The 17,269-nt window shown below is 36.4% G+C and carries 10 protein-coding genes; all 10 read left to right on the top strand.

The features are described 5' to 3' along the window. The first annotated feature begins 12 nt into the window (after positions 1–12). The 10 genes from E4O01_RS10020 to E4O01_RS09975 all read left to right on the top strand — a co-directional run bounded on the left by E4O01_RS10020 (position 13) and on the right by E4O01_RS09975 (position 17,246). Positions 13–747 carry a hypothetical protein gene (locus E4O01_RS10020; protein ID WP_253730149.1) on the top strand — a complete coding sequence of 245 codons (735 nt, stop codon included), beginning with the start codon at positions 13–15 and terminating at the stop codon, positions 745–747. A gap of 34 nt (positions 748–781) precedes the next feature. Then, positions 782–5,734: a toxin TcdB middle/N-terminal domain-containing protein gene (locus E4O01_RS10015; protein ID WP_253730148.1), complete on the top strand. Its 4,953-nt coding sequence runs from the start codon at positions 782–784 to the stop codon at positions 5,732–5,734. Next, positions 5,734–6,321 (top strand): hypothetical protein, encoded by a 588-nt coding sequence (locus tag E4O01_RS10010; protein ID WP_253719260.1) that lies wholly within the window; start codon positions 5,734–5,736, stop codon positions 6,319–6,321. Before E4O01_RS10015 ends, E4O01_RS10010 begins: the two co-directional genes overlap by 1 nt. A gap of 313 nt (positions 6,322–6,634) precedes the next feature. Then, complete coding sequence (locus E4O01_RS10005) at positions 6,635–8,512, top strand: RHS repeat domain-containing protein (protein WP_253730147.1); 1,878 nt, start codon at positions 6,635–6,637, stop codon at positions 8,510–8,512. 137 nt (positions 8,513–8,649) lie between these two features. After that, positions 8,650–8,994, top strand: a complete 345-nt coding sequence (locus tag E4O01_RS10000; RefSeq protein WP_253719259.1) for a hypothetical protein — start codon at positions 8,650–8,652, stop codon at positions 8,992–8,994. 76 nt (positions 8,995–9,070) lie between these two features. After that, on the top strand, positions 9,071–11,026 hold the full coding sequence (locus E4O01_RS09995) for an RHS repeat-associated core domain-containing protein (RefSeq protein ID WP_253719258.1): 1,956 nt from the start codon (positions 9,071–9,073) through the stop codon (positions 11,024–11,026). Next, positions 11,007–11,576, top strand: a complete 570-nt coding sequence (locus E4O01_RS09990) for a hypothetical protein (RefSeq protein WP_253687448.1) — start codon at positions 11,007–11,009, stop codon at positions 11,574–11,576. The genes E4O01_RS09995 and E4O01_RS09990 overlap by 20 nt, the downstream gene beginning before the upstream one ends. 98 nt (positions 11,577–11,674) lie before the next feature. Further along, positions 11,675–16,102, top strand: coding sequence for a toxin TcdB middle/N-terminal domain-containing protein (locus tag E4O01_RS09985; RefSeq protein WP_253719256.1), 4,428 nt, complete (start codon positions 11,675–11,677; stop codon positions 16,100–16,102). After that, positions 16,099–16,932 (top strand): hypothetical protein, encoded by an 834-nt coding sequence (locus E4O01_RS09980; protein ID WP_253719255.1) that lies wholly within the window; start codon positions 16,099–16,101, stop codon positions 16,930–16,932. Before E4O01_RS09985 ends, E4O01_RS09980 begins: the two co-directional genes overlap by 4 nt. Next, positions 16,929–17,246: a hypothetical protein gene (locus E4O01_RS09975; protein ID WP_253719253.1), complete on the top strand. Its 318-nt coding sequence runs from the start codon at positions 16,929–16,931 to the stop codon at positions 17,244–17,246. Before E4O01_RS09980 ends, E4O01_RS09975 begins: the two co-directional genes overlap by 4 nt. Positions 17,247–17,269: the final 23 nt, after the last annotated feature.

Raw genomic sequence — 17,269 nt, 5'->3', positions numbered from 1 at the left:
GAAAAGAATCCTTTGTACTATCCTATCAGAAAGAATGAGGAGATTATACTTTCAGACGGGCAAAAAATAACACCTATAAAAAAGGAAGCAGAGTCTAAAACGGATATAGATGAAAAATCCTATATAGGAAATATTTCGGAATCTTTATCTGAAAACGGAGATAGTTTACAAAGATATTGTCCGTATATTAAAGAGGATCTTATATTTATAAATAGAAGCGGGGGCGCTATATATTATACTATTCCCGGCATAAAACCTTCTAATTTGTCGGGTATATCAATTAGACGTTCAATAAATAAAAGCAAAGAAAACTCTTTTTCTCCTTCTCTTAATTATACCAAGTTTTTTGATTCAATTAAGGTTCAAGATATAGAAAAATTAATGAATGGAATTGCCGATGAAATGGAGAAACTGGATGGGCTGTCTATCAATGCCGATATCAGCCGTAGTGAAAGTCGAGGATGGTCCTATGTCGATATTTTATTGAGTGATGTAAACGGAGACGGAAAAGCGGATGTAATACAAAAAGAAGGGGAAAGTATAAAAGTTTCTTTGGGAAGCGGAAAAGGTTTTGAAAAAGAATATTATATTCAAGGTTTGAATGAAATTATAGAAAACTCCGATACTATAACATCAACCGGAGGAGGAGTAAGCGGAGGAGGAGTAAATAAAAAGCATACAACTCAAAGGAAAACTGCTTTATTCTACGACCATAAATCCTATAAGTACAGGGGCCAATTTAAGTAAATCTAAAGGGTCCGGAGTAGATGAAATTTCCTTTATGGATATAAATGGAGACGGTTTACCTGATAGCGTGACAAAAAAAGGTTCTTATTTAAACTGCGGGAATAAGGTATGTTTTGCAGGGAATAATATTTTAAAAATAAACCTTGGCGAGACTGAAACACATACCGTATCAGGAACTTTAAATCTTTCAACATCATTGAGCAATACTTATGCCAATGAAGGAGTAAAAACCGATACGGTATCGGGTAATTTATCGGGCTCACTTTCATATTCGGGAAGTTTTACTAATACGAAAAGACAGTTTGTAAATTTATGCGGTTATTTACCCTATATGATTAGGTTGGGTAATAAAAAAAATACGGCTGTAATTACTGTAAATACCGGCGGAAAAATAGAAAAAGAGATGGAAGTGAAACTTCCTGAATGGAATTTATCATCCGGAGATAAGGCGAAATTGTTTTTTGTAACTGACGCTAATTTGGGTGTTGCATTTTTAAGAAATATCCCGGGATTGGGAAAATATCTAAACAGCGGTTTTGATTCGGCTGTTTTAAGTGACGGATTGGCTATAAACCCATTGTCTGCATTTCTTATAAAAAAAATTAATTGTTTAAACATGTCTTCAACCGTAAATTTTGCAGCTGCAACAAACGGAGGAGTTTCAGGTAATGTATTGATACCTCTTACAGGTTATAGTCTTAACCTATCCTTTTCGGCAGGTGCCGGTCTTAATGCATCAGGAAGAGTTTCAGGTGTAAACGTTTCAATGCTTGACATAGACGGTGACGGTTTAGCTGACCGAGTATTGAGAATACCGGGAAGTAACGGAGCCGTGTACGTCCAACGCAACCTTCTAGGAAAGGTAGGCTTACTTAAAAAAATAAAACTACCCCAAGGCGGAAGCTATGAATTAAAATATGAGCGGGCAGGCAACACCGTAGAGCTTCCCCAATGTAAATACGTATTAAGCGAGGTAACGGCAAGGTCGGGCCTAAAAACTAAAACAGGCAATGAACAAGCATACACCACCTATTACACTTACGAGGACGGTTATTATAACAGAATAGAAAAAGAATTCTACGGCTTTAAAACGGTAAGAAGTAAAAACGCTGTAGGCACGGAAACGGAAACCGAATATTATATTGACTCTTACTACCGCAAAGGCATGGTAAAGCGCGAGACGGTAAGAAACGGAAACAGAATATACTCAATAAAAGAATACGAGGTAGACACAGCTCCCCATGCGAGAATAAAAAAAGAAGTAAACACCGTACGGGAAGGGTACAGTGAAATAAAAACGGAAAGCGAATACGAGTATGATAAATACGGGAACGTAACAAAACTTTACGATAAGGGAGACCTAACAAACACAAATGATGATATCATAGCGGAAATAACATATTGGAAGGGGGCGAGTGAAGAGAAATACTTTAAAGCACACCCTGAAAAAATACAAGTCTTGCACGGAAAGACCGGAACGCTCTTACGAAAAAGAGAAGGAAGCTATGATGCAAGAACCGGCGCCTTAACCGAACTAAAACAATACACAACGCAGTCGGCGTATCTATTACACCGCATAGAATGGACGGCTGAGGGAAACATAAAAGCGCTAACAGGCCCGACCGGAAAGCGAAGTGAATACAAATACCTTGACGGTATATACCCGATTGAAATAAAAGAGATAAGCGCAAAAGGGGAAGCGCCTTACACAAGCACTATAGAATGGGACAGCGTCTTAGGCTTAAAGCTAAAAGAAACAGATGCCGCAAACAACACCATGAGTTATAAATATGACAACTTTGGGCGAGTAACCGAGGTGAGAAGTCCCTACGATTATGAAAGAGATAAAAACAACGGAAAAATAATCAAAGCCGGAGAAACGCCTTATGCACGATACGAATATCACACGCCAGCCGATTCCTTTTGGTACACCGTAACCGAAAACAAAATAAGCACCGAAGCCGACGATACGGCGGTTATGAAAACAATAGTACTCCATGACGGTCTGGGAAGAATAAGCTATACAGCAAAAGAAGGAGAAGTGTACGTAGACGGAACCGATGAGCAAACACAAACGGGCTGGAATATTTCAAGTGCAATAAACTATGATGAAGCAGGACGAAAGATAGAAGAAGGAATGCCATTCTTTTACGGAGGGGATTTAGAACAAGAACTATCAAGTAAAAACTCTTATCAAGCAATAGAACAGTTTTATGAACTAAACGATTTTACAAAGATAAGAAACGGCACAAAATACGAATATGACGATATAGACAGGAACATCTTAACAATACTGCCCGATGGACACAAACAAAAAACGGAGTATTCGATAGAAAGCTCTTTACAAATAACAAAAACAACAGACCCTAAAGAAAACGTAAGCATAAGCAAAAAAGATGCAAGAGGAAACATAAGGGAAGTAGAACGGCAAGATAAAAACAACACCGTATTAACCAAAGCACGATACGAATACTCTGTCCTCGGAGAAATGCTTAGAGCATATGACGCAAAGAATAATCTTTTATCGGTAACGTATGACCTACTTGGAAGAAGAACGGCGCTTGAAAGCAAGGACACCGGCAAAAAAGAATGGATTTACGATGAGAAAGGAAGATTACAGGCGGAAACCGATTCGGTATTAAAAAACAAGGCAGCCGAAATAAGATACGAATACGACGGCTTTGACCGTATAGTAAAGACCGACTATCCTTTTAGCATTGATATAGAATACAAATATGGAGAGCCCGGACAAAAAGGTGCAGGCCGGGTAATTTACAAAAAAGACGAAACAGGAGAAACAAGATACAGGTACGGCTATCTCAATGAGGTAGTAAGCGAAACAAGAACCATCAACCGCTACGGAGCAGGAAGCAGTCCTGAAACTGCAAGCTTTGAATACCGCTCGGACTATCTTGGGCGAATGCAGAGTATGAAATACCCTGACGGAGAAACCATAACCTACACCTATGATAAAGGCGGACAGTTAAAGGGAGTGAGCGGCGTAAAAACCTCGTCAAAGGGAACGGCTGAATACTCTTACGTAGATAAAATCATTTATGACGAACACGCACAAAGAGTTTACATACGCTACGGAAACGGAGTAGAAACAAGATACAAATACGATGAGAAGCGGCGTTGGTTAGATACAATAGAAACAAAGAATAACCAAACTCAAGACATCTTTCAAAAAATAAAGTACTCATTCGACCCTGTAGGAAACGTCCTAGGCTATAATAATGATGCAAGTACTTATGAAACAAAACAAACATACTCTTACGATAATCTTTACCAGCTTATAAGCGTAGAGGGTACAAGTAACCAATACAAGGCTAAAAAAAGCTCTGGAACAACACCTGTAAGCATTGCAAAATACAGACAAACTTTTGCCTTTGATGGCATAGGAAACATGAAAGAAAAATTAAGCACCACAAACATACCCGGTGCACAAGGAAACTCCTATCCCAAGGCTGAACTTGATTATAGCTTAGATTACGAGTATGACCCTGCCTATGCACACCGCCTAATAAGGGCAGGCAACCGTTATTACCGCTATGACGCAAACGGCAACATAACAGCCGAAAAAGACGGTCCATTCACAGACGAAGAAGAGTTTGTATTTACATACTCATACTTTGAAGAACAAGATGTATACGGTGCCGACTACGGCTTCGGGCTTGACGCTCCAAAAGAAACGGAACAATCAAACCCGCAAGACCTATTTGCCTACAGGCGTAACTACACTTGGAACGAGCGTAACCTCTTAACAAAATCAAGTGACCGCAACTTTACCGTGCACTACCGCTACGGAGAAGACGGACAGAGAGCTCTTAAATACACAGATGAGGGGCGAAGCGAAACCTTATACTTTAATAACTTCTTTACGATACACATACCCACACAAGACCAGAACAACCCTCAAGGACTACGCGTACACAAACACATATTCGTAGGAAACTCACGGCTTGTAACCGCCATGACACATACGGATAACCAAGGCGATAACGATGAACAAAAGGCAAAGCGTTACTATTACCACAGTGATCACTTAGGCAGTGCACAATTTGTAACCGACTGGAAAGGCAGGCAATACGAGCATATTGAATACACACCGTATGGCGAACTCTGGGTCGAGGAAGTTGCTGCTGGATTGGATAAGTTACCGTTCAGATTTACAGGCAAAGAGCTGGATGAAGAGACTGGTTTATACTACTACGGAGCGAGGTATTTAGATCCTAAATACAGTAGGTGGTTATCAGGAGATCCGGCACTTAATGATTATATACCAAAGGCTCCGATAGATGATGAGGCAAAAAAGCATAATGAAAACCTGCCTGGCATGGGCGGGGTGTTTAATACCGTTAATTTGCATGTGTACCATTATGCGGGCAATAATCCGGTGAAGTATATTGATCCGGATGGGAGAGATATTATTTATAAAGATGATGATGGGAATATAGAAAAAATAGAATCTAGTTCTAGGAATGAAATCCATACTCCCGCATCTGACCGTGAACTGCTAGAAGAGAATGCAAAAGAGATGAAAAAGCATGCTTTGAACATAAGCTATTTTTATAAAAAAGTTAAATCACATGGTGACTGGGATTTTAAAAACTTTAAAGAAGAAGATGGAAAGAGAGGCTGGTATTGGTTTAATGGTAAACTGGTTACAGCAGAAGAATTTGGAAATTTGCATTATGGCTATGTGGGAGCTGCAGGAGGATTTTCAACGCTATTGCTTATTGAAGCACCAGGCATTGCACAGGTGAAAGCTGGTACTGCAATGGCTGGGTTTTGGCTTACTAACTTTGATGATCCTAGAGATACCCAAAATATATTGCGAGGTATATATGCGTATGATGGTTCTTTAGGCAATAAGATAACAAGAACTATCGGAGATCATTTTTATTTATCATTTTGTTTTACATCGTTTAGAATGTTTACATTTACAGCTTTTATATTTGAAAATAAACTAAAAAGGAGGAAATAATGATTCGAAAAATTTTATGTTATTGCATAGTCCTAACGTCTATAAGTTCATGTGTTTTAAATGGCTCTTTAGTATTAAACTCTGAAAACATAGAGCAACTTACCGATGTCAAAAATAGAATTTTAAATAATGATAAAATCATTGAAGTAGAGCGTGATGAAAATTTTGAAATAGACTATTATGCCGAAACTAATGAATATGTAATATCTTTTGAATATTATAAACTTTTTTTTATAAATAATAAACATATTTTTCGAATTAGAAAAGATGAATTTAATTTACACTACAATGATTTAGAAAAGTTAAAGCAAAAAAATGTATTTTCTGAAGGTTCTTTTAGACAGTTTCGGGGGGAGGGCTTGATTTTAAATCGTTTTAATGTAGTTGAAAAAAAAATAACCTTGATCCGTTTTTTCGAATGTGCAGATGTTTTATTTTTAGGATATACGATGTTTTCACGTGGACTTGTATATTGTAGAGATTTGGATTTAAGTGTTTTGACCGAAGATGAGCTTTATTTTTTTGGATTTGGAATTATAGAGAAAACATCATATGAAAATTGGTATTATTTTGGAATGGTTGGATAGTATAAAAGGTATACAACACAATAAATAAAGAAAAGGAGATCGATGTTGATAAATAAAATTCATAAATTGTTATTCTGTATACTATTATCTTTTTTATTAGTTTCTTGTTACACAAAAATACATCAAACTATAGAGTAAAAAATTTATACTGATAATATTGCTTTAAATATTTATGTTGATGATATGAGAGCTAAATTGAAATTAATAGAAATAGAAGAAGAAAAAGCTTTTTTTATATATGCTATAATTATCATTGACAATGTAAGTGAAAGAAATGGAAGTTTTGAATTGCAAAAAATACGGTTATGTCATAATGAAAAAAATTATTTCAACAACAACCTGTTATGATACTTTTGTTTCTTTCCTTATGCAGCCGATAGGAATACAAAAAGGGGAAAGAAAAATTTATAAAATCGATACAATAGAAACTAAAAATAACCAAACTCAAGACGTCTTTCAAAAAATAAAGTACTCATTCGACCCTGTAGGAAACGTCCTAGGCTATAATAATGATGCAAGTACTTATGAAACAAAACAAACATACTCTTACGATAATCTTTACCAGCTTATAAGCGTAGAGGGTACAAGTAACCAATACAAGGCTAAAAAAAGCTCTGGAACAACACCTGTAAGCATTGCAAAATACAGACAAACCTTTGCCTTTGATGGCATAGGAAACATGAAAGAAAAATTAAGCACCACAAACATACCCGGTGCACAAGGAAACTCCTATCCCAAGGCTGAACTTGATTATAGCTTAGATTACGAGTATGACCCTGCCTATGCACACCGCCTAATAAGAGCAGGTAACCGTTATTACCGCTATGACGCAAACGGCAATATCACAGCAGAAAAAGACGGACCTTTTACTGACGAAGAAGAGTTTGTATTTACATACTCATACTTTGAAAATGAAGACGTATACGGTGCCGACTACGGATTTGGTCTTGACGCACCTAAAGAAACGGAACAATCAAACCCGCAAGACCTATTTGCCTACAGGCGTAACTACACTTGGAACGAGCGCAACCTCTTAACCAAATCGAGCGACAAAAACTACACAGTCCACTACCGCTACGGAGACGATGGGCAAAGAGCACTTAAATACACCGACGAGGGGCGAAGTGAAACCTTATACTTTAATAACTTTTTCACGATACATATTCCCACACAAGACCAGAATAACCCGCAAGGCTTACGTGTACACAAACACATCTTTGTGGGAAATTCAAGATTAGTAACCGCGATGACACATACAGATAACAGTGGTGACAACGAAGAGCAAAAAGCAAAGCGGTATTACTACCACAGTGACCATTTGGGAAGCGCACAATTCGTAACCGACTGGCGAGGTAAACAATATGAACACATAGAGTACACGCCGTATGGCAAACTCTGGATTGAAGAAGTCGCTGCGGGGTTGGACAAGTTACCTTTCCGCTTTACGGGTAAGGAGCTTGACGAAGAGACCGGGCTGTATTATTACGGGGCGAGGTACTTAGACCCTAAATACAGTAGGTGGCTGTCAGGCGATCCGGCATTGGGTGATTACATACCCAAAGCTCCGATAAATGACGAAGCTAAAAAACACAACGAGAACTTACCTGGAATGGGAGGCGTGTTTAATGTTGTAAACTTGCACCTGTACCACTACGCGGGCAATAATCCGGTGAAGTATACCGATCCGGATGGGAATTTTATTGCATCTTATTTTGCAAACACTAAATTCAATGATGCTTTTAATTTTTTTATTGAGAAATATCAAAAAAAATTAGATACAATAAATAGAGCCAGTCAACTTTATCAGCAAATATATGATATACCCAAAAACACAGCTTTGGAAGATGCCATCGTATTTGATAAAGAACAAGCTTACGATTATATTCTTACTACAGCCGGAATAAATGCAGAGCAGATGGGATATGAAAAGAATTCTGAAGAATATAATAATTATGTAAAACAAGAAACAAAATTATATTCAAAACTTCAAGAACTTAGAAAGCAAAAATATACTGATGGTACTTATAAAAATGGACTTGTAGATAAGATATTAAATACGGCTTTGAATCTATACAATAATAAATACCAAGAATGCATTTCGGAAGGCTTATCAGATATTGAAGCCATGAAACATGCGGACAGTGTCGCAAATGAGTATCTAAATAAAACTTTAGAGGATAATGAATTATGATAAAAAGATATATTTGTTTATTATTTATGTTGTTTCTCTTAACATCTGTATTTTCAGATAATGAATCAACAGTTTCATCCAGCTTTCCCATAAATAAATATAAATACGCTGATAGAAATTTTAAATTTGATAATATTATGTCTTTAGCTATAAGTTATTGGATAAAAGAAAATCCTTTTCCGAATTTGGATTATTCCGAATCGTATATTGAGTTTAATGAGGAATTTATCTTTCTTTCCGATTCTAAATTTCTTGTGATTGAAACTATGTGGACTGCATCATATTTAGAAACAATAAATGAATATATATTTGATCATAGTTTAAGCGGACTGTTTGGAGAATACTCTTATGAGCTAAATGAACAAGGAAATATAGAAAATAAATTTTATGTAATAAGGCTCAAAGATAATAAATTATTGGTATATAATAAAATAAAGGAAAAAGAAACAGTGTATGTATGTAGAAATAAAACTTTTTTCTAGACAATGTGGTATACCCCCGAACTATCGCTCATGATTTTGTTATGAATATTTTTTTAAGATTAAAAGGAGAGATTAAATGAAAAATTTATCCACTTTTTACCTCTTTCGGATAGCGATTGAAAGGGACAGCATAGCCCTGAAAAGCGCGGTGTTGACAGTTGTGTACTTTTACATAGTTATAATAGTACACAACTGTCAACAGGCCGCCAAAATAAAGTTATTATTAAACAAAAACAGCTTACTAGAGGTTTTTCCGCTTACGATAGGAAGCGGAAAAACAATTGCTTTTGAAAATAGGTGGAGCAGATACAAGGAGCCTAGTAAAAATAAAGCGGAGGCGTATCGGGTATACGTCGAGCATTTATTTTTGCGTAGCGACGCAGGAGATGCCCGCATATTTTCAAAAGAAGGCAACATGACCAATAAGCTAAGCACCACAAACATACCCGGTGCACAAGGGAACTCCTATCCCAAAGCTGAGCTTGATTATAGCTTAGATTACGAATATGATCCGGCTTATGCACACCGTTTAATAAGAGCCGGAACTAGATACTACCGCTATGACGCCAACGGCAACATAACGGCGGAAAAAGACGGACCTTTTACCGACGAAGAAGAGTTTACATTTACCTACAGCTATGACCCTGAAACGGACGTATACGGCACAGACTACGGCTTCGGTCTTGACGCACCTAAAGAAACCGAGCAAACAAACCCTCAAGACCTATTTGCCTACAGGCGTAACTACACTTGGAACGAGCGGAACCTCTTAACAAAATCAAGCGACCGAAACTTTACCGTCCACTACCGCTATGGTGAAGACGGACAAAGAGCACTTAAATACACAGACGAAGGAAGAAGTGAAACGCTTTACTTTAATAATTTCTTTACGATACATATCCCGACGCAAGACCAAAACAACCCGCAAGGCTTAAGAGTGCATAAGCATATATTCGTAGGAAACTCACGACTTGTAACCGCAATGACCCACACAGACAACCACGGAGATAACGATGAACAAAGAGCAAAGCGTTACTATTATCACAGTGACCACTTAGGAAGCGCACAGTTTGTTACGGACTGGAAAGGCAGACAGTACGAACACATTGAATACACACCGTATGGCGAACTCTGGATCGAGGAAGTTGCCGCAGGATTAGACAAACTGCCGTTCAGGTTTACGGGAAAAGAGCTTGATGAGGAGACGGGGTTGTATTATTACGGAGCGCGGTACCTTGACCCGAAATATTCGAGGTGGTTGAGTGGGGATCCTGCATTAGGTGAGTATATACCTTCTCCCGGAACAGAACCTAGTAAGCTTGCCGGTATGGGCGGCGTCTACAATACGATAAATTTACATGTTTATCACTATGCAGGGAATAATCCGGTTAAGTATACCGATCCGGATGGAAAAATATTAAGAATTGCTGGAAGGAACAGTTATAAAAATCAAGTGATAAGTGTATTAAAAAAGCTTGATCCTAATGTAAAGATAAATATGAGAACAGGAATAGTAACGACTAGCAGTACTAATAATTCTGCTGGAGCAAAATTGATACGAAATTTGCAGGTCAGTAAAAATACAGTCACAATAATGAATGATAGTTCAATAGGTACAGCGCCAAAATCTAGAAAAAAAGCTGAGACTCCAGGTATAGGTTCAGATTCAATTGTTTATTTTTCAATTAATGTAAAATTGAGTAATGATTATTTTATAAGAGACGAAAATGGAAATATAGAAAAAGCTAAACATACTCCAGCAGAAATTGTACTTGGACATGAACTTATTCATGGATTACATTATGCGGATGGAACTGGAGATAATAGCACCGATGACTATACATTTATTACTTCAGGATTTCAAGATGGTAAATATAAGTCTGGAGAGGTCGTATTTAAGGGTGGTTTATTCCATGATAAATATCCGCGAGAAGAAGCTAGAACGATAGGTGTTGGAGAATTTTCTAATGATCCAATAACAGAAAATGCATTAAGGAGGCAATTGAAGTATAATGAAAGGCTTACACATTAATAATAAAATATTTATGCTAAATTGTTTATTTTTATTATCTATTTTTTGTTTTGCAGAAGAAAATACTGAAAAACGTCTTGAAAAGAACATTGATAGAATAACAATTGAAAACTATTTTTTGGAAAATATTTCAAAAAAAGATAATGCAACTATTCCTGTTATTATTGTTTATTGTTATGATGGTTATTATTTTTTATATGAAACAAAGATGAAATATGAGGTAATAGATACTAAAAGATATTTTTTTGATTATAAAGTTGATAAAAATATCAACAAGTTATCTACAGATATAGCCGATAAAAATATGAGCCTTGATGATTTTATTAATAAATATTTAATAAAAAATGATGATAACAGCTATAGTATATCTTATAAAAATTATGATATATTTACACCTAAAGATGAATTTTTATCTCCTATATTTTTTGCTGCCCAATACAATTATGACTTTTTAATTTTAATTGAACACGGGTATTCTACAACAATAACATTATATTTACCCAATAGTTATGAATATGTTAAAAAAGAGTATAATATTTTTTTAAATTAGAATTGGAATAACAAATATTATTATAAAATAGGAAAATTTGGATGAAAAAATGAAGGTTTATGATCATGTCATAAAAAAATGTAGACAATTAAAGTAATATGTTGCATCACAGACAGAAGAAAAAAATAGAAGACTTGGATGTAAAAGAAAAGAAAATGATGAAAGCCCCTTTTTATTTGTATCTACAACTTGGCCATTTTATCTCTCGGACAGCGATTGAAGCGGAAATCCTTTTTGCGGTTTGTTTAAGCAAAAAGCAAGCTCTGACCGGAGGGAAGAGCCTTGTCCGTGAAGACAAGAGCAGCAAAAAGATTGGAGCGAAAAGCGCGATGCCTGCACTTGTGTACTTTTACATAATTATGATAGTACACAAGTGCAGGCAGTCCGCCGCTCAAAGGTGCTTACGCCCCTTTGAGCGGCGAGTTTTGCCATTCGGCAAAACATCGGAGGCTAAGCTTTTAGATTTGTTAAATAATCCCACTGACAGGACTTTTGGAAATAGGCGGAGCAGATACAAGGAGTCAGGCAAAAAAGTACCGCAGGCGTATCGGGTATACGTCGAGGACACTTTTTTGCCGTGCGACGCAGGAGATGCCCGCATATTTTCAAAAGAACAAGAGTATACAACCTATTATAGTTACCACGACGGCTATTATAACAGAATAGAAAAAGAATTCTACGGCTTTAAAACGGTAAGAAGTAAAAACGCCGTAGGCACGGTAACCGAAACGGAATATTATATCGACTCTTACTACCGCAAAGGCATGGTAAAACGCGAGATGGTAAAAAATGGAAACATAGTATACTCAATAAAAGAATACGAGATAGACACAGCACCCCATGCGAGAATAAAAAAAGAAACTAACACAATACGAGAAAACTACAACGAAATAAAAACCGAAAGCGAATACGAGTACGACAAATACGGAAACGTTACAAAACTTTACGATAAGGGAGACGTCACAAACACAAACGATGACATCATAGCAGAAATAACATATTGGAAAGGGGGAAGAGAAGAAGCGTACTTTAAAGCACACCCCGAAAAAATACAGGTCTTACACGGAAAGACGGGAACTCTTTTACGTAAACGGGAGGGTGCATACGACAGTAAAACAGGCGCCTTAACGGAATTAAAACAATACACGTCGCATGGAGCATATCTTGTAAACCGCATAGAATGGACTGATGAAGGGAACATAAAAGCAGTAACAAGCCCGACAGGTAAAAGAGCCGAATACAAATACCTTGACGGCATATATCCTATCGAAATAAAAGAGATAAGTTCTAAAGGAGATAAATCTTACACAAGTAAAATAGAATGGGATCGTATTTTAGGAGTAAAACTAAAAGAAACGGATGCTGCAAACAATACAATGAGCTATAAGTACGACAACTTTGGACGGGTAACAGAGGTGAGAAGCCCCTACGACTTTGAAAGAGACAAAGACACCGAAAAAATCATCGGACCAGGAAAAACTCCTTATGCAAAATACACATACATTACTCCAAAAGATTCCTATTGGTACACCGTAACCGAAAACAAAATAAGCACCGAAGCAGAAGATAGCAATGTCATGAAAACAATAGTCCTTCACGACGGCTTAGGAAGAATAAGCTACACAGCAAAAGAAGGAGAAGTGTACGTCGACGGAACAGAGAACACAACCCAAACAGGCTGGAATATTTCAAGTGCAATAAACTATGATGAAGCAGGACGAAAGATAGAAGAAGGAATGCCCTTCTTTTACGGAGGGGATTTAGAAAACAATTTAAAAACCATCTCATCATATCAAGGTGTAGAACAGTTTTATGAACTAAACGATTTTACAAAGATAAGAAACGGCACAAAATACGAGTATGACGATATAGACAGGAACATCTTAACTACACTTCCTGACGGACACAAACAAAAAACGGAGTATTCGATAGAAAGCTCTTTACAAATAACAAAAACAACCGACCCATTGGAAAACGTAAGCATAAGTAAAAAAGATGCAAGAGGAAACATACGGGAAGTAGAACGCTTAGATAAAAACAATACTATATTAACCAAAGCACGATACGAATACTCCGTCCTCGGAGAAATGCTTAGAGCATATGACGCAAAGAATAATCTTTTATCGGTAAGTTATGACTTGCTTGGAAGAAGAACCGCATTAGAAAGCAAAGACACCGGCAAAAAAGAATGGATTTACGATGAGAAAGGAAGGCTGCAAGCAGAAACGGATTCGGTATTAAAAAACAAGGCTGCCGAAATAAGATACGAGTATGACGGCTTTGACCGCATACTAAAAACAGACTATCCTTTTAGCCATGACATAGAATATAAATACGGAGCGCCGGAACAAAATGGAGCCGGGCAAATAGTCTACAAAAAAGATGAAACGGGAGAAACACATTATAGTTACGGAAACTTAAACGAGGTAGTAAGCGAAACAAGAACCATAAACCGCTACGGAGCGGGAACTAATCCTGAAACTGCAAGCTTTGAATACCGCTCCGATTACCTCGGCAGAATGCAAAGCATGAAGTACCCCGACGGAGAAACAATAACTTACACCTATGACAAAGGCGGACAGCTAAGGGGAGTTAGCGGAGTAAAGACCTCGTCAAAAGGAACGGCCGAATACTCTTACGTAGATAAAATCATTTATGATGAACACGCACAAAGAGTGTATATAAAGTACGGAAACGGCGTAGAAACAAGATACAAATATGACGAGAAAAGAAGATGGCTTGACTCGATAGAAACAAAGAATAACCAAACTCAAGACGTCTTTCAAAAAATAAAGTACTCATTCGACCCTGTCGGAAACGTCCTAGGCTATAATAATGATGCAAGTACTTATGAAACAAAACAAACATACTCTTACGATAATCTTTACCAGCTTATAAGCGTAGAAGGAACAAGTAACCAATACAAGGCTAAAAAAAGCTCTGGAACAACACCTGTAAGCATTGCAAAATATAAACAAACCTTTGCCTTTGATGGCATAGGAAACATGAAAGAAAAGATAAGCACCACAAACATACCCGGTGCACAAGGGAACTCGTATCCAAAAGCTGAACTTGACTATAACTTGAATTACGAATACGACCCGGCTTATGCTCATCGGCTAATCCATGCAGGCACCCGATACTATCGCTATGACGCAAACGGCAACATAACAGCCGAAAAAGACGGTCCATTCACAGACGAAGAAGAGTTTGTATTTACATACTCCTATTTTGAAAATGAAGACGTATACGGCACAGACTACGGCTTCGGGCTTGACGCTCCTAAAGAAACGGAACAGTCAAACCCGCAAGACCTATTTGCCTACAGGCGTAACTACACTTGGAACGAGCGAAACCTCTTAACCAAATCAAGCGACAGAAACTACACAGTACACTACCGCTATGGCGAAGACGGACAGAGAGCCTTAAAATACACAGATGAGGGACGAAGTGAAACGCTTTACTTTAATAATTTCTTTACGATACATATCCCGACACAAGACCAAAACAACCCGCAAGGCTTAAGAGTACACAAACACATATTCGTAGGAAACTCAAGATTAGTAACCGCCATGACACATACGGATAACCAAGGCGACAATGACGAGCAAAAGGCTAAACGGTATTACTACCATTCAGACCACCTTGGCAGTGCGCAATTTGTAACAGACTGGCGTGGTAAACAATATGAACACATAGAATACACACCGTATGGGGAATTGTGGATAGAAGAAGTTGCTGCAGGGCTGGATAAACTGCCGTTCAGGTTTACGGGGAAAGAACTGGATGAAGAGACAGGTTTATACTACTATGGTGCACGGTATCTTGATCCGAAATATAGTAGATGGTTGTCAGGAGATCCTGCATTAAACGATTACATACCAAAGGCTCCCATTGATGACGAGGCTAAAAAGCATAATGAAAACTTGCCGGGAATGGGAGGGGTGTTTAATGTTGTAAACTTACATGTGTATCATTATGCAGGGAATAATCCGGTGAAGTATGTGGATCCTACGGGAATGTGGATTAATAATGGAGATGGAACCTACGCTGCAGAAAAAGGGGATACATTATATGGTTTATATGGAGATGATTGGAAAGAGAAATCCGGTTTTACAAGAGATCCACGAACTTTACAAGTCGGTGAAATCGTTGGAAAGAAAATTATACCTGAAAATAAAAAACCTGAGATATTCTCAGATAGTATATTTTCAAATCTTAATGCTAATGACTTAAAAAAGATTACTATTACTTATAATTATGGTGGTATAGATCCTAATGGATATACTGAAATTGTTACTCCTAAATTTAATTGGGTAATAAAACCTCATGGAAAAATCAACCTAGCTGAAGCTGATATATTTTATAAACACCGTAATGGAGTAAGCCTCAATACAATTGTTGCAATTATTGGTATCAAAATTAAAAATATTCATAATTTTTATGATAGGAAAGGTAGATACATAAGTTCAGAAATTAATTATGAGGAAATATTTTCATTGCCAGGAGGAGCAAGTTCAAAATGAGATTAAATTTAATATTCTTTTTAACCTTTTTTTTAATTTTTTCTTGTTCTGTTGAAAATCATAACAATGGTGTTCCCGAAAAATGTTTTGATCTTTCAAATGAAAAAGATAGAACATACATTGAGGATAAAGGTAGTTTTTGGGAATTATACAAAATAGAAAAGTTAAAAAAATGTTCCGTTTATGTATATGAAAATATAGTTAACTTTAATTTTTATTTTTCGAAAGATGTAAGTGTGGCTAGTATTAAAAATACACAAACATATTTTTCTCATGTTATAACTAAAACATCAAAGAAATATCCTTCCGCTTATGAAGATATTGATAAGTTTATTAAAAACGATACTATTGTTAAACTGCGTATTTTTGTAAATAACAGGCTCTTATTATATACTTCTTTTGATTTTAAAATAAACGAATTCGACTATTATGAAAATATTGATATTGATATAGATAGAGCTATAGGAAATGTTGATGTAGAAAATTTTGTAAAAGATTTAAAATCTCTAAACAAGAATATTGAAAATGTAAAAATATTTAAAGCTTTGAAAGGGTCTGTTGTTTGTATTGTGATAGATACAAAATCTAAAATTGATAAAATTAAAGAAGCCGAAATTTGTAAATATGCGGAAAGTAAAATAGCTTCTGAATTTGAAAGGGTATCAAAAGATTTATATGGTATAAATATGGATGCTTTAGGACTGTATTTGGAAATTAGATTTGGTAGTATGAAAATTTTTGAAGGTACTTATCTTAACGGAGATAAAAAAAGATGGGTTGATATTGATTGGTATAATTTTGATTTTTTTAATTTGGGAAATGAAATATGAAAAAATTTGGAATATGCATTATAATATTGACTATAATATTTGTAATTCTTGCTAGAACAGATAAGTATTATGCTAGTGAGAAATTAATTTTTGATACAACAGATATTATAAATGGCTATTATTATTTAACTAATAAAGAAGATATGAAAAATATTCAGGTATCAGCTTTACAGTGGTATTATACTAACATTGTGGTTAGTATTTTATTAGTATTATGGATTTTAACGGGCTTATTGTATTTGTATGTGATGGCGCACCATGTATTGCCTTATTTCTGGTATAAAAAATATGATCACATATTTGATGAAAGCTGATTTTTGTTCGTTGTTAAAATAAA

It is taken from the genome of Treponema sp. OMZ 790, from assembly GCF_024181285.1.
Lineage (GTDB): Bacteria > Spirochaetota > Spirochaetia > Treponematales > Treponemataceae > Treponema_B.
Note: the sequence above shows the minus strand (reverse complement) of the source record. Positions and strands in the feature narration are given on the sequence as shown.

What these genes read in the sequence shown, in the direction of transcription:
- E4O01_RS10015 (WP_253730148.1), top strand. Translation starts at nt 782, where the DNA reads ATGGATATAAATGGAGACGGTTTACCTGATAGCGTGACAAAAAAAGGT.
- E4O01_RS10010 (WP_253719260.1), top strand. Translation starts at nt 5,734, where the DNA reads ATGATTCGAAAAATTTTATGTTATTGCATAGTCCTAACGTCTATAAGT.
- E4O01_RS10005 (WP_253730147.1), top strand. Translation starts at nt 6,635, where the DNA reads ATGAAAAAAATTATTTCAACAACAACCTGTTATGATACTTTTGTTTCT.
- E4O01_RS10000 (WP_253719259.1), top strand. Translation starts at nt 8,650, where the DNA reads ATGTCTTTAGCTATAAGTTATTGGATAAAAGAAAATCCTTTTCCGAAT.
- E4O01_RS09995 (WP_253719258.1), top strand. Translation starts at nt 9,071, where the DNA reads ATGAAAAATTTATCCACTTTTTACCTCTTTCGGATAGCGATTGAAAGG.
- E4O01_RS09990 (WP_253687448.1), top strand. Translation starts at nt 11,007, where the DNA reads ATGAAAGGCTTACACATTAATAATAAAATATTTATGCTAAATTGTTTA.
- E4O01_RS09985 (WP_253719256.1), top strand. Translation starts at nt 11,675, where the DNA reads ATGTTGCATCACAGACAGAAGAAAAAAATAGAAGACTTGGATGTAAAA.
- E4O01_RS09980 (WP_253719255.1), top strand. Translation starts at nt 16,099, where the DNA reads ATGAGATTAAATTTAATATTCTTTTTAACCTTTTTTTTAATTTTTTCT.
- E4O01_RS09975 (WP_253719253.1), top strand. Translation starts at nt 16,929, where the DNA reads ATGAAAAAATTTGGAATATGCATTATAATATTGACTATAATATTTGTA.